This is a genomic window from Tsukamurella serpentis, assembly GCF_054780975.1.
The window spans coordinates 87,272-101,850 of record NZ_BAAGVH010000002.1 but is presented as its reverse complement, the minus strand read 5'-3'; the positions used below and the strand labels follow the sequence as shown (position 1 = coordinate 101,850).

At 71.9% G+C, this 14,579-nt stretch carries 11 protein-coding genes; all 11 read left to right on the top strand.

From position 1 onward, the window contains the following. Window positions 1-37: 37 nt before the first annotated feature. Genes rsmH through ACYVHG_RS02820 form a run of 11 tightly spaced genes read left to right on the top strand, consistent with a single transcriptional unit; the run spans window position 38 to window position 14,522 of the window. Window positions 38-1,057: a 16S rRNA (cytosine(1402)-N(4))-methyltransferase RsmH gene (gene rsmH / locus ACYVHG_RS02870; protein ID WP_461165936.1), complete on the top strand. Its 1,020-nt coding sequence runs from the start codon at window positions 38-40 to the stop codon at window positions 1,055-1,057. Then, complete coding sequence (locus tag ACYVHG_RS02865; protein WP_461165935.1) at window positions 1,054-2,022, top strand: hypothetical protein; 969 nt, start codon at window positions 1,054-1,056, stop codon at window positions 2,020-2,022. Before rsmH ends, ACYVHG_RS02865 begins: the two co-directional genes overlap by 4 nt. After that, complete coding sequence (locus tag ACYVHG_RS02860) at window positions 2,019-3,980, top strand: peptidoglycan D,D-transpeptidase FtsI family protein (RefSeq protein ID WP_461165934.1); 1,962 nt, start codon at window positions 2,019-2,021, stop codon at window positions 3,978-3,980. Before ACYVHG_RS02865 ends, ACYVHG_RS02860 begins: the two co-directional genes overlap by 4 nt. 24 nt (window positions 3,981-4,004) lie before the next feature. Beyond that, the gene (locus ACYVHG_RS02855) at window positions 4,005-5,594 is read left to right on the top strand and encodes a UDP-N-acetylmuramoyl-L-alanyl-D-glutamate--2,6-diaminopimelate ligase (protein WP_461165933.1); all 1,590 of its coding nucleotides are present in this window, start codon (window positions 4,005-4,007) and stop codon (window positions 5,592-5,594) included. Then, on the top strand, window positions 5,591-7,150 hold the full coding sequence (locus tag ACYVHG_RS02850) for a UDP-N-acetylmuramoyl-tripeptide--D-alanyl-D-alanine ligase (RefSeq protein WP_461165932.1): 1,560 nt from the start codon (window positions 5,591-5,593) through the stop codon (window positions 7,148-7,150). Before ACYVHG_RS02855 ends, ACYVHG_RS02850 begins: the two co-directional genes overlap by 4 nt. Continuing rightward, window positions 7,147-8,229, top strand: a complete 1,083-nt coding sequence (mraY, locus tag ACYVHG_RS02845; protein ID WP_461165931.1) for a phospho-N-acetylmuramoyl-pentapeptide-transferase — start codon at window positions 7,147-7,149, stop codon at window positions 8,227-8,229. Before ACYVHG_RS02850 ends, mraY begins: the two co-directional genes overlap by 4 nt. After that, window positions 8,230-9,705 carry a UDP-N-acetylmuramoyl-L-alanine--D-glutamate ligase gene (gene murD, locus ACYVHG_RS02840; RefSeq protein ID WP_461165930.1) on the top strand — a complete coding sequence of 492 codons (1,476 nt, stop codon included), beginning with the start codon at window positions 8,230-8,232 and terminating at the stop codon, window positions 9,703-9,705. After that, on the top strand, window positions 9,702-11,258 hold the full coding sequence (gene ftsW, locus ACYVHG_RS02835; RefSeq protein WP_461165929.1) for a putative lipid II flippase FtsW: 1,557 nt from the start codon (window positions 9,702-9,704) through the stop codon (window positions 11,256-11,258). Before murD ends, ftsW begins: the two co-directional genes overlap by 4 nt. Next, entirely contained in the window at window positions 11,252-12,346 is a 1,095-nt protein-coding gene (gene murG / locus ACYVHG_RS02830; RefSeq protein ID WP_461165928.1) for an undecaprenyldiphospho-muramoylpentapeptide beta-N-acetylglucosaminyltransferase, read from the top strand. The genes ftsW and murG overlap by 7 nt, the downstream gene beginning before the upstream one ends. Then, on the top strand, window positions 12,343-13,821 hold the full coding sequence (gene murC / locus ACYVHG_RS02825) for a UDP-N-acetylmuramate--L-alanine ligase (RefSeq protein WP_461165927.1): 1,479 nt from the start codon (window positions 12,343-12,345) through the stop codon (window positions 13,819-13,821). Before murG ends, murC begins: the two co-directional genes overlap by 4 nt. Next, window positions 13,818-14,522, top strand: a complete 705-nt coding sequence (locus ACYVHG_RS02820) for a cell division protein FtsQ/DivIB (RefSeq protein ID WP_461165926.1) — start codon at window positions 13,818-13,820, stop codon at window positions 14,520-14,522. The genes murC and ACYVHG_RS02820 overlap by 4 nt, the downstream gene beginning before the upstream one ends. The last annotated feature ends 57 nt before the right edge of the window (window positions 14,523-14,579 follow it).

Below are 14,579 nucleotides of genomic sequence, written 5' to 3'. Positions count from 1 at the left end.
GTCAACACCATCGCCACGCACGTGCTCTGGAGGAGCCATGTCCGACCCCCGGCATCGCGGTCCGTCCGACGGCGATCACGGCCATGTGCCGGTACTGGCCGACCGGGTGCGTGAACTGCTCGCTCCGGCCCTCGATCACGACGGTGCGGTCTACGTCGACGCCACTCTCGGCGCCGGCGGTCACTCGGAGCTGATGCTCGAGAGCTTCCCGCGGATCCGGGTCGTGGGCCTGGACCGCGATCACGACGCGCACGCCATCGCCGGCGCGCGGCTGGCCCGCTTCGGTGATCGCTTCACCGCCGTCCACACCCGCTACGACGGGCTCGCAGACGCTCTCGAGGACCTCGGACTGGCCGCCGGCGGAGGGCCCGGCGCCGCAGCGATCCTGTTCGACCTCGGTGTCTCGTCCATGCAGCTCGACCGCGCGGACCGCGGTTTCGCCTACGCGGTGGACGCTCCGCTGGACATGCGGATGAACTCCGACGACCCGCTCACCGCAGCGGACGTGCTCAACACCTACTCGCACGGCGATCTGGCGCGGATCCTGCAGCGCTACGGCGATGAGCGCTTCGCCGGAAAGATCGCCTCCGCGGTGCTCAAGGAGCGCGAGAAGGAGCCCTTCACCACCAGTGGACGACTGGTGGAGTTGCTCTACGCCACCATCCCGGCGCCCGCCCGGCGCACCGGCGGGCACCCGGCCAAGCGCACCTTCCAGGCGCTGCGCATCGAGGTCAACGCGGAATTGGCCTCACTCGAGGCAGCGGTGCCCCAGGCCCTCGATGCGCTGGCACCGGGCGGTCGGGTGGTCTTCCTGAGCTACCAGTCGCTCGAGGACCGCATCGTCAAGGCCGCGCTCGCCGAACGCACCCGATCCAGCAGCCCGGCCGGCCTGCCGGTGGAACTGCCCGGCACCGGCGCCACCTTCGAACTGCTCACCCGGGGCGCGGAACGCGCCACCGATGAGGAGATCGCCCAGAACCAGCGAGCCGCCCCGGTCCGGATGCGGGCGGCCCGCCGACTCGACACCACCAGCACCAGCACAAGGAGCGCGCGATGACCGCACCGAACGCCACCCAGGCGCCGTCGGCCCCGGACACCCGGACCCGGCGCGCACCCGCGCGCCGTGACGACCGCGACACCTCCCGGCCGCGCTCGAGCTCCGCGCAGCGGGCTCTGGACCGCCGCCAGAAGCGCCTCGACCAGCAGCGCGCCGTGCTGGAGGCCGGAGGCACGCTCCGCGAGACCCCCGCCGAGCGGGCGCTGCGCCGCCACCGCGACGGCGCCGCGAACACCTCTCTCATCGCGCGGCTCCCGCAGCCGCGGGCCCTCGCGCGCCGGGTGCCCTTCGTGCTCGCCCTGATCGCCCTGATCGGTGCCGGTCTGGTGCTGACGTTGTGGCTGACCACCGGTAGCGCCGAGAACTCGTATGCGCTCAGCAGCCGGGAGGCGGTGAACAAGTCGCTGGCCGAGAAGAAGGCCGCCCTCGAGCGCGATGTGAAGTCCGGTGCCAGCGCACCGGGACTCGCCGAGCGTGCCGCCGAACTCGGTATGGTGCCCGCCGGTTCGCTGCCGGTGCTGGTGGGCCAGCCGGGCGGCAAGGTCGCCGTCGTCGGCAAGCCCGCCCCCGCCACCGGCGCCCCGCTGCCCGCCCTGAACCCGCCGGCACCGTCGGCCGATCGCAGTGGCGCCACGTCCGACGGTTCCGGCACGCCGGTCGCCGGGAATCCCGGGACCGCGCCGTCGGGCGGGGAACAATTGGTCACCATGAACCCCGGCACCCCGTCCGTCGCGAACCCGCCGGCGCCCGCGCCCGCTCCGGTTCAGCCGGCTCCCGCTCCCGCCGCGGGTGCCCAGGCCCAACCGGCTCCGGTCCCGGAACGGGTCCAGGCTCCCGCTCCCGCCGCCGCACAGGCTCCCGTCGCGGGCGCTCCGGTTCCCGCTCAGCCGGCCGGCCAGGGTCCCGCCCAGCCGTCCCGCACCGCCCCGGCCCCGCAGGCGCCGGCCCAGGTGACGCCCCGATGACCCGTACCCAGCGACCGCGAACCGGATCGCGGCCCGCGCCCCGCGGCACCGTCCGCACCCCGGTTCCGCGCGGTGGCACCAAACCCGGGCACCAGTCCGCCCGCGACCGGGTCAAGGGGGGACGCGTTCCCGACGTGCCCACCACTTTCGCCCGGCGCAGCCGTATCGGCGGGGTGGTGATCGTCGTCGTGCTGGCCGTGATCGCGGTGTGGCTCGGCGTGGTCCAGTTCATCCAGGCGCCGTCACTCTCGGCGAAGGCTGCGAGCCAGCGCCAGGTCAAGGAGGTACTGCCGGCAGTTCGGGGCGCCATCACCGACCGGGACGGCCAGCCGATCGCCTTCACCATGGAGGCCAAATCGCTGACCTTCCAGCCCAAGGCGGTGCGCAAGACGCTCCAGGAGCAGTACGACAAGGACGTCAAGGCCAAGAACCAGGGTGAGAAGGCCGAACCCGTCCCGGTCGACGACCGGCTGCAGGCGATCGCCAAGAAGACGGTCTCGGTGCTCGGCGATGCGGTGGACGAGAAGAAGCTGCTCGAACAACTGCGCAGCGAGGACAGCTTCGTCTACCTCGCCCGCGGCGTCGATCCGGCCAAGGCCTCCGCGATCACCGACGAGTTCTCCGAGGTCGGTGCCGAGCGCCAGTCCATCCGGAACTACCCGGGTGGCTCGCTGGGCGCCAACATCGTCGGAACCACCGGCTGGGACGGCCGCGGCCTGATCGGGCTGGAGTCCTCGCTGGACTCGATCCTGGCCGGCACCGACGGTTCGCAGACCTACGATCGCGGCTCCGACAGCGCCGTCATCCCGGGCAGTACCCGTGAGGTGCATCCCGCGGTGAACGGTGCCCGGGTGGAACTGACCCTCGACAACGACGTCCAGTTCTTCGTGCAGCAGGCGGTCTCGGTCGCCAAGCAGAAGTCGGGCGCCAAGAACGTCCAGGCGGTGGTGCTCGACGCCAGGACCGGCCAGGTGATGGCGATGGCTGCGGACAACACCTTCAATCCCGCACTCGGGGTCTCCAAGAACCCCGGATCGGCGCGTACCGGCAACCTGCCGGTGAGTACACCGTTCGAGCCGGGCTCGGTGAACAAGCTGATCACCGCGGTCGCCGCGATCGACAACGGAAAGACCCGCCCCGACGAGGTGCTTCAGGTTCCCGGCCAGATCCGCATGTCGGGCGTCACGGTCAAGGACGCCTGGGCGCACGGCACCGAGCCGTACACCACCACCGGCATCTTCGGTAAGTCCTCGAACGTCGGCACCCTGATGCTCGCTCAGCGGATCGGGGAGGACGCCTTCGCCGATTACGTCAGCCGTTTCGGCCTGGGCCAGGCGACCGGCGTGGGCCTGCCCGGCGAGTCCGGGGGAGAGGTCCCCGCCCGCAACCAGTGGTCCGGCGGCACCTTCGCCAACCTGCCGATCGGCCAGGGAATGTCGATGACCCTGCTGCAGATGGCCGGCATGTACCAGGCGATCGCCAACGACGGGGTCCGGATCCCGCCGCGGATCATCAAGCAGGTCGACGGTGCCGCCAACCCGGCACCGTCCGCCGAGCCGGTCCGGGTGATGAGTCCGGAGACCGCGCGCACCGTGCGCGAGATGTTCCGTGCCGCGCTGCAGCGCGATCCCACCGGCGTGCAGCAGGGCACCGGCGCCAACGGCTCGGTCGAGGGCTACCAGATCAGTGGTAAGACGGGCACCGCGCAGCAGGTCGACCCGGTGACGCACGCCTACTCGAACTCGCTGTACAACATCACCTTCGCCGGTGTCGCACCCACCGACGATCCGCGGTTCGTGATCGGGCTCATGATGGACGCACCGGGGCGCAGCTCCGACGGGACCGGTGGGCAGTCCGCCGCGCCGCTGTTCCACGACATCGCCGCGTTCATGCTGCAGAAGTACGGCATCCCGCTGTCTCCGCCCGCGAAGCCCCTGACGCTCGTGGCCGGGAAGTAGATCGTCGGCGGGTAGGATTCACCGGTGCTCGAATCGACTCTGACCCGTCCTGCCCATCCGCGCGGAGCCACGGTCGCGGAGGTGTTGGCGCAGGTACCGGGCGTCACCCTGGCGCCGGCCGGGAACAGCGGTCACGATGGCCGAGACGCCGAAGCCGGGCGCGATCAGGTCCGGCTCACCGGGGCGACCGTGCGCGCGCAGGACGCCCGCCCGGGTGACCTGTTCTGCGCGGTCCCCGGCACCGTGACGCACGGTGCGAAGTACGCCGGCGATGCGGTCGCCGCCGGTGCGGTCGCCGTGCTCACCGATACCGCGGGCGCGGCCCTGCTCGCCGAGGCGGGCCTGGACGTACCGGTGCTGCTGCACGACGATCCGCGCACCGCCGGCGGACCCGTCGCCGCGGTCGTCTACCGGGCACCGTCGGAGCAGATGACCCTGATCGGTATCACCGGTACCTCGGGCAAGACCACCACCAGTTTCCTGGTCGAATCCGCGCTCGGCGCGGCCGGGAGGACCACCGGGCTGATCGGCACCGTCGGCACCCGTATCGCCGGCGCCGACGTCCCCACCTCGCTGACCACCCCCGAGGGCACCGCGCTGCAGGGCCTGTTCGCGTCCATGGTCGAGCGCGGCGTGAACGCCGCGGTGATGGAGGTCAGCTCGCACGCGCTGGCGCAGAACCGGGCCGGTGGAACCCGGTTCGCGGTCGGGGCGTTCACCAACCTCAGCCAGGACCACCTGGACTACCACCCCACGATGGAGGACTACTTCGCCGCCAAGGCGATGCTCTTCGTCGGGCACCGGGCCTGCGAACAGGCGGTCGTCTGCATCGACGACGAGTGGGGCAGACGGATGGCCGACCTGCGCCGCGGCGCCGGCCTGCCGCTGGTCACCGTCGCCACCACCGGGCCCGCCGACTGGACCGCCGGTGAGGTGGCCGCGCACGCCGACGGCACCCAGCGGTTCACCCTCGCCGGACCGGACGGCCAGACCTTCTCCGCGGTGGTGGGGCTCCCCGGGGCCTACAACGTGGCCAATGCCGCCCTCGCCCTGGTGATCGCGCACCAGGCCGGGGTACCGCTCTCGGACGCCGCCCGCGGCATCGCCGCCGTCGCCGTCCCCGGGCGAGTGCAGCGGATCGACCGTGGCCAGGACTTCCTCGCCGTGGTCGATTACGCGCACAAGCCCGCCGCGCTCGACGCCGTCATCGCGACCCTGCGCGGGCAGACCGCCGGACGGATCGCCGTGGTGGTGGGTGCCGGCGGCGACCGTGACCGCGGCAAGCGCCCGCTGATGGGGGAGGCCGCTGCCCGCGCCGCGGAGCTGGTGATCGTCACCGACGACAATCCGCGCACCGAGGATCCGGCGGCGATCCGGGCCGCCGTGCTCGCCGGTGCCCGCGCGGTACCCGCCGGTGGTGAGATCCGGGAGGTGGGCGATCGCCGGTCCGCGATCGCCGAGGCCGTCGAATGGGCCCGCACCGGGGACGTGGTGCTGGTCGCGGGCAAAGGCCACGAGGCCGGTCAGGAGATCAACGGCGTCAAGCATCCCTTCGACGACCGCGACGAGGTCGCCGCGGCGCTCGACGCCCGGGTCCGGGAGGCGGGCGCATGATCGAACTGACCCTGGCACAGGTCGCCGAGATCGTCGGCGGCACCCTGCACGACGTGCCGGACCCGGAGGCGGTGGTGACCGGCACCGTCGAATTCGATTCCCGTGAGGTCGGTCCGGGAGGGCTGTTCCTGGCGCTGCCGGGTGCGAGGGTCGACGGTCACGAGTACGCCCGCGCCGCGGTGGACCGCGGCGCCGTCGCGGTGCTCGGGGCCCGCCCGGTCGGCGTGCCGGCGATCGTGGTGCCGGTCTCCGGGGTGACCGACAACCGTGTCATGGCGCTGGAGAACGACACCGACGGTGCGGGGGCGGCCGTGCTCGCGGCCCTGGGGAAGCTCGCCGCGTACTGCACCCGCACCCTCGCAGCGGAGGGCATGACCGTGGTCGGGGTGACCGGCTCGGCCGGTAAGACCTCGACGAAGGACCTGATCGCCGCGGTCCTCCGGCCGCTCGGTGAGACCGTTGCCCCGCCCGGCTCCTTCAACAACGAGATCGGGCACCCGTGGACCGCCCTGCGGGCCAGCGGATCGACCCGGTTCCTGGTGCTGGAGATGTCGGCGCGCGGCGTCGGACACGTCGCCGCTCTGGCCCGGGTCGCGCCGCCGCGGATCGGCGTGGAATTGAACGTCGGTACCGCGCACCTGGGTGAGTTCGGTTCCCGCGAGGCCATCGCCAGCGCCAAGGGCGAGCTGGTCGAAGCGCTGCCCTCCGCCGAACAGGGAGGCGTCGCGATCCTCAACGCCGATGACTCCGCGGTCGCCGGTATGGCCGGGCGCACCGCGGCACGGGTGGTCAGGTACGGCGCCGGCGACGGTCCGGCCGCCGGCACCGAGGGGGCGGTGACCGCCTCGGGCATCACCGTCGATGCGCACGCCCGGGCCCGGTTCACTCTGCACGCCCGCGGTGAGAGCGCCCCGGTGGAGCTGCAGGTGCACGGCGAGCACCAGGTGCACAACGCGCTCGCCGCGGCGGCCGTCGGTCTCGAATGCGGCGCCGGTCTCGCGCAGGTCGCGGCGGCGCTCTCCGGTGCGCGGGCGGCGTCGCCGCGCCGGATGGACGTCTTCACCACCGACGGCGGTGTCACCGTGGTCAACGACACCTACAACGCGAATCCGGACGCGGTACGGGCGGCACTGCGCAGCCTGGTGCTGATGGCCGAGCACGACGCCGACGGGGTGCGCCTGCCCGGCCGGCAGCGCCGCCGGACCTTCGCGGTGCTCGGTGAGATGGGCGAGCTCGGTGACGAGTCGATCCTCGAACACGACCGTCTCGGGCGGTTCCTGGTGCGGCTCGACATCACCTCCACGGTCTGCGTCGGAACCTCGCGTGCGGTGCACGCCCTGTGGCAGGGCGCGGTGATGGAAGGCTCGTGGGGCAGTGAGGCGGTACGGGTCGACACCCGCGCCGAGGCGGCTGCGCTCCTGCGCGCCGAACTGCGTCCCGGTGACCTGGTTTTGGTCAAGGCGTCGAAGTCCGAGAAGATGTGGGAGGTCGCCGAGCGCATCGGTGCGGCCGACGACGTCTTCATCGACAATGAGAGCGGGGAGTCACCGAAGTGATCCAGATCCTGTTCGCGGGCGGCATTTCGCTGGCCGTGGCGATCCTGCTCACGCCCGTGTTGATCCGGGTCTTCTCCCGGCAGGGCTTCGGCCAGGAGATCCGCATCGAGGGGCCGCAGAGCCACCAGAAGAAGCGCGGCACCCCGTCCATGGGCGGTGTCGCGATCGTGGTCGCGCTGTGGGCCGGTTACCTCGGCGCGCACCTGATCGGTCTGACCTCCGGCCCCGGACCGACCGCCTCGGGACTGCTGGTGCTGGGCCTGGCCACCTCGCTGAGCCTGGTCGGTTTCCTCGACGACTTCATCAAGGTGCGCAAACAGCGCAACCTGGGCCTGAACAAGACCGCGAAGACGGTCGGCCAGACGGTGGCCGCGCTGATCTTCGGCGTCCTGGTGCTGCAGTTCCCGAACGACTCCGGGGTCCGCCCGGCCAGCGATCACCTCAGTTACACCCGCGACATCAACGCCATCACCATGGGCGGCATCGTCTTCGTGTTGTTCTGCTGGTTCGTGGTGGCCGCCTGGTCGAACGCGGTGAACTTCACCGACGGCCTGGACGGCCTGGCGGCCGGCTCGATGGCGATGGTCCTGGGCAGTTACGTGCTGATCACCTTCTGGCAGTACCGCTACGCCTGCGCCACCAAGCCGGTGGCCGGCTGCTACGACGTACGGGATCCGCTGGACCTGGCGCTGATCGCGGTCGCCGGCGGAGGTGCCTGCCTGGGCTTCCTCTGGTGGAACGCGGCACCGGCGAAGATCTTCATGGGCGATACCGGCTCCCTGATGCTCGGCGGCCTGCTGGCCGGCCTGTCCATCACCACTCGCACAGAGCTGCTGGCGATCGTGCTGGGTGCGCTGTTCGTCGCCGAGATGGTCTCGGTGGTCACCCAGATCGCGGTCTTCCGTTCCACCGGGCGGCGGGTGTTCCGGATGGCGCCCTTCCACCATCATTTCGAACTGTCCGGCTGGGCCGAGACCACGGTGATCATCAGGTTCTGGTTGCTCACCGCGATCGCCGGCGGGCTGGGCCTGGTGCTGTTCTACGCCGAGTTCCTCGGCTCCGGCGCGGCGGTCGGGTAGATGACGCTGCCCGGCCCCGGCTCCGATGTCCTGGTCGCCGGCGGCGGCGTCACCGGGCCCGCAGTGGCCCGCGCGCTGCTGCGCCTCGGGGCCACCGTCACCGTCGCCGACGGCAAACCCGCGGCCCGGGCCGCGGTGGCCGAGCAGGTACCCGGGATCACGGTCGTCGATCTCGACGAGCTGACCGGCCCGGAGCAGCTGAGCCGCTACCAGATGGTGGTCGTGGCGCCGGGGTTCCGGCCCACCGCCCCGGTCGTCACCGCCGCCCTCGACGCCGGGATCGACGTGATCGGTGATGTCGAGCTGGCCTGGCGGATCGATCGGGCGGGCGCCTTCGGAGCCCCCCGGGACTGGCTGGTGGTGACCGGCACGAACGGTAAGACCACCACCACGCAGATGCTCGAAGCGATCCTGCTGCACGCCGGAGTCCGCGCGGCGGCCTGCGGGAACATCGGCCGTCCGGTGATCGATGCGATCGCCGATCCGGTGGACCCGCGGGTGCTGGCGGTGGAACTGTCGTCGTTCCAGCTGCACTGGGCGCCGTCGGTGCGGCCGCGCGCCGGTGTGGTCCTCAACGTCGCCGAGGACCACCTGGACTGGCACGGATCGATGGCGGCCTACACCGCCGACAAGGCCCGCGCGCTGTCCGGTGAGCTCGCGGTGATCGGTCTCGACGATCCGGTGGCCGGTGGGCTGCGCGGCGCGGCGGACACCGTCGGCTTCACCACCGGTGAGCCGGCGGGTGGGCAGTACGGGGTTCACGACGGCGTCCTGGTCGACGGCGACGGTGCCGAGATCCTCCCGGCCGGGCGGGTCTCTCCGCCCGGGCCGGCCGGTGTCTGCGACGCGCTGGCCGCGACCGCGCTGGCGGAGACCGTGGGGGTGAGTGCGCAGCAGGCGGGTGCCGCGCTCGCGGCGTTCCGGGTCGGGGCGCACCGGGCCGAGCCGGTGGCGCAGGTCCGCGGGATCACCTTCATCGACGATTCCAAGGCGACGAACCCGCATGCGGCGCTGAACTCGATCGAGGCGCACCCGCGGGTGGTGTGGGTCGCCGGTGGTCAGCTCAAGGGCGCCGACATCGCACCGCTGATCGAGCGGGTGGCGCCGCGGCTGGCCGGCGCGGTGCTCCTCGGCGTGGATGCGGGGCTGATCGCGGCGGCAATGGCGCGACACGCACCGGATGTACCCGTGGTTCGAGTGACTTCGGGCGACGATAGTGCTGTGCCTCCTGTGACTAATGATGCAAGCCGTTCTGTAGGGACGTCTGTTGCTGCCGGTGTCGATGTGTTCGGCGATGCTGATGCGGTGATGACGGCGGCCGTCGGCGAAGCCGAGCGACTGGCCGCCGCCGCTCCCGGGGACGCACCGGTGGTACTGCTGGCTCCGGCGGCGGCCTCGCTCGACATGTTCACCTCCTACGGCCATCGCGGCGACGCCTTCGCCGCCGCCGCCCGGGCGCTCGGGACCGCGTCGTGAGCCGGGACACAGCGGTCAGCGCCCCGGAGAGCACCGAGTTCGACGCCCAGCCGCAGGCGGCCGGCGGCTCGGCCGCCCGGACCGGTGCGGCCGCCGCCCGCACCGGCGCCTTCGCGGTCCGTGACGCCGCAGTCACCGTCGTCACCGCCCTGCGCCGGCCGCTCGCGTCGTTCCACCTGGTCCTGGGGCTGACCGCGGTCCTGACGGTGATGGGCCTGGTGATGGTGCTCTCGGCCTCGTCGGTCGAGGACATCAGTGCCACCGGCTCCCCGTACAGCAAGTTCATCAGCCAGCTGATCTACGTCTCGCTCGGCGTGATCGCGTTCGTCTTCGCACTGCACCTGCGCCCCGCTCTCCTGCGCCGCACCGCACTCGGCGGCGTCCTGATCTCCCTCGCGCTGCTGATCGCGGTGCTCATCCCGGGCGTCGGCTCGAAGGTCGGCGGCGCCCGGCGCTGGATCGACGTGGGCGGATTCACCCTGCAGCCCTCCGAGATCGCCAAGGTGGCACTGATCGTGTGGGGCGCGCACCTGCTGGCGGACCGCGGGCGCCGGCGCAACCTCAAGGAACTGCTGCTGCCGCTGGGGCCGGTGGTCTTCCTGATGGCCGCCCTGATCGTGGCCGAGCCGAACCAGTCGACCGCGATGATCATCGCGGCGATCGGCGCGATGCTGCTGTTCTACGCGGGTCTGTCCTCGAAGGTGATCGTCTCGTTGGCCGCCGCGGTCGCGGTTGCGGGCGTCTTCCTGGCCCTCGCCGAGGGCTACCGGTCGGCCCGAGTCGCCGCCTGGCTCGGTCGCACCGACGATGCTCTGGGTGCGAACTACCAGTCCAACCAGGCCCGGTACTCGCTCGCCGACGGTGGGCTGTTCGGCGTGGGGCTGGGCAACTCCACCGCCAAGTGGAGCTATCTGCCCAATGCTCACAACGACTTCATCTTCGCGATCATCGGTGAGGAACTGGGATATCTCGGCGCCGGCCTGGTGATCGTGATGTTCGCGGCGCTCACCTGGGTGGGCATGCGGATCGCGGGCCGGGTCGCCGATCCGTTCCTGCGCCTGATGGCCGCGACCATCACCACCCTGATCGCGTTGCAGGCCATCATCAACATGGGCTACGTCGTCGGCCTGCTGCCGGTCACGGGTATTCAGTTGCCGCTGCTCTCCGCGGGCGGGAACTCGGTGATCCTGGTTCTGTTCATGATGGGGCTGCTCGCCAACGCCGCACGCCACGAGCCGGAGGCCATCGCCGCCCTGGCCGGTGGTCGCGACGGCCGCACCGGCCGGTTGCTGCGCCTGCCCAAGCCCCTGCCGTACATCCCGCCGCGCCCCGCGGCCCCGGTGCGTGCGCCCCGCGGTCCGGCGATGCGGGACTCGCGCGCCGTCCCCGTGCGGCGTGGACCATCGCGGCCGAGCGCCCCGTCGTCGTACGATCGACAGCCGTACGGTGAGACGGCGCCACGGCGTCGGCCGCACGGCCGCACGGCCGAGCCTTGGCGCGGGGAACGCGCCGGACAGTACCGAGGACAGGAAAAGGGCAGACGGGCGTGGTGAGTTCTTCACGAGCGGTATCGGTGGTCGTCGCCGGCGGCGGTACGGCCGGACACATCGAACCCGCGCTGGCGGTGGCGGACGCGGTGCGCGAACAGGCACCCGACGCCCGGATCACCGCCCTCGGCACCCCCAAGGGCCTGGAGGGCAGGCTCGTGCCCGACCGCGGATACCGGCTGGAGATGATTCCGCCGGTCCCGTTGCCCCGCAAGCCCGGTAAGGACCTGGCCGCGCTGCCGTTCACCCTGGCCGGTGCGGTGCGCCGCACTCGCGCGGTGCTCCGTGAGGCGCAGGCCGATGTGGTGGTCGGCTTCGGCGGCTACGTGGCACTGCCGGCCTACCTCGCCGCGCGCACCCTACGGATCCCGATCGTGATCCACGAGGCCAATGCCAGTGCCGGTGTCGCCAACAAGGTCGGTGCCCGGCTCGCCACCGAGGTCTACGCCGCGGTCCCGGGGTCGGGCGTCAGTGCACAGGTGGTCGGTATGCCGGTGCGCGCCTCGATCACCGGTCTGGATCGGGCGGGCCTGCGGGCGCAGGCCCGTGCCCATTTCGGCTTGCCGGCGGACGGCCCGGTGGTGCTGGTCTTCGGCGGCAGTCAGGGGGCGGTCCGGCTCAATGACGCGGTCACCGGCGCGGCCGGTGACCTCGCCGCCGCGGGGATCGGCGTGCTGCACGCCTACGGCCCGAAGAACCAGGTCACCGTCGACGTTCCCGGTTACGTCGCGGTGCCCTACCTGACCCGTATGGACCTGGCCTACGCGGCCGCCGACCTCGCCGTGTGCCGTTCGGGTGCGATGACGGTGGCCGAGGTCGCCGCGGTGGGTCTGCCCGCGGTCTACGTGCCGCTCCCGCACGGCAACGGGGAACAGTCGCTCAACGCCGAGCCGGTGGTCGCGGCCGGCGGGGGACTGCTGATCTCCGACGGTGACTTCACCCCCGAGACGGTCCGTGAGACGGTGATCCCCCTCGCCGGGGACGCCGGTAGGCTCACCCGAATGGGGGCCGCTGCGGCCGGTACCGGCCATCGCGACGCGGCCGGCACCGTCGCCGCCGCGGCGATCGCACTGGCGCAGGGGAGACGGAAATGACCAGCGAGCTGCCCGATCGGCTGCAACGCGTGCACATGGTGGGGATCGGCGGGGCCGGCATGTCCGGGATCGCCCGGATCCTGCTGGCCCGCGGGGGCCAGGTGTCCGGCTCCGATGCCAAGGAGTCGCGCAGTGTGATCGCGCTGCGCGCGCGCGGCGCCCAGGTGCAGATCGGACACAGCGCACAGGCTCTGGACCTGCTGCCCGGCGGTCCCACGGTGGTGGTCACCACCCACGCGGCGATCCCGAAGGACAACCCGGAACTGGTGGAGGCGCAGCGCCGGGGGATCCCGGTGATCCTGCGGCCCGAGGTGCTCGCCGATTTCATGGCCGACCACCGGACTCTGCTGGTGAGCGGTACCCACGGCAAGACCTCGACCACCTCGATGGCGGTGGTGGGCCTGCAGCACTGCGGTGCCAATCCGTCGTTCGCGGTCGGCGGTGAGCTCAACGAGTCGGGTACCAACGCCTTCCACGGCACCGGCGACGTCTTCGTCGCCGAGGCGGACGAGTCCGACGGCTCGCTGCTGCAGTACTCCCCGGACGTGGTGGTGGTGACCAACGTCGAAGCCGACCACCTGGACTTCTTCGGCACCGAGGACAAGTACGTGGCCGTCTTCGACGCCTTCACCGAGCGGATCCGCCCGGGCGGCACGCTGGTGGTGTGTCTCGACGATCCCGGCTCGGCTGCGTTGGCGCAGCGCACCCACGCCGCACTGCGGGCCCGGGGTGTGCGGGTACTCGGCTACGGCGAGGGCACCCATCGCGAGCTGGCTCCGGACGTGACGATGATCGCGCAGATGCTGGACTACCAGCCGCGCGCCGAGGGCGGCATGGTCACCGTGCGTTTCTCCGACGAGAACCGGACCGTGAGTGAGCGGGCGTTGCTGCTGTCGGTCCCGGGCAAGCACATGGCGCTCAACGCGATCGCCGCCACCATCGCGGTGGTGAGCATGGGCTACCTCACGCCCAAGGTGATCGAGGGCATCGAGGGCTTCGGCGGAGTGCACCGCCGGTTCCAGTTGCGCGGCACCGAGGACGGTGTCCGGGTCTACGACGACTACGCCCACCACCCCACCGAGGTGCGGGCAGTGCTCACCGCTGCGGCCGAGATGGTCGCCAAGCAGCCGGTGCCGGGTGCGGTGGTGGTCGCCTTCCAGCCGCACCTGTACTCGCGCACCGAGCAGTTCGCGGCCGAGTTCGCCGAGGCGCTGAGCCTGGCGGACCGGGTCGTGGTGCTCGACGTCTACGGTGCCCGCGAGGACCCGCTGCCCGGTGTGACCGGGGCGCGGATCGCCGAGAAGGTCACCTCCGAGGTGACGTACGTGCCGAATCAGGCCGAGGTGGCCGGTGTGGTCTCCGATCTGGCCCGCCCGGGTGACGTGGTGATCACCATGGGTGCCGGCGATGTGACCATGCACGCTCCGTCGATCCTGGCGGCGCTCGCCGAGCGCGCCATCGGGGCGGGCGCGTGAGTGCTCCCGCGACGCGGAGGCGGGTGCCGGGCTACCGGCGATTGCTGCTGATCTTGTTCGCGATCGTGGTCGCGGGGGCGCTGGGGGCCGCCGCGTACTTCTCCCCGCTGCTCTCCGCGCGGGAGGTCTCGGTGAGCGGGGCCACCAACGCTCCCGCCGATCAGGTGGCCAGGACCGTCGAGCCGCTCAAGGGTCGGCCGCTGTTGCAGATCACCGCCGGGCAGCGCGCCGAGTACGCGTCCCGGGTGACCGCGGTCAGCCCGTGGATCGGCAGCGCGACCGTCACCGTCAAGTACCCGTCGACCCTCGTGGTCACGGTCACCGAGCGGGAAGTGGTGGCCTACGCCGGACGGCCCGGCGCCATCGTGCTGGTGGACGCGAAGGGCGTGCCCTTCATCAAGGCGGCGGAGCCGCCGATCCTCACCCCCCGGCTCACGATCGACGATCCGAAGGCCGATGACCCCTCGACCCGGGCGGCGATCGGTGTGCTCGGGGCGCTGCCTCCCGACCTGCGCGGACAGGTCGTCGAGATCGGGGCGAACTCGCCGGCGAACGTGCGCTTCGTCCTGCGCGACAAGCGTGTCGTCCACTGGGGTGACGATGCCCGCACGGAGGCCAAGGCGGCCGCCCTGCGGATGGTCCTGACCCGGCCGGGTAGGGAGTTCACGGTGATCAACCCGGACGTGCCGACCACTCGGTAGTCCGGTCGGCCCGGGTTTTTCCCGACACGCCCGTGCGGTTGCGGGCAACACGGCGCA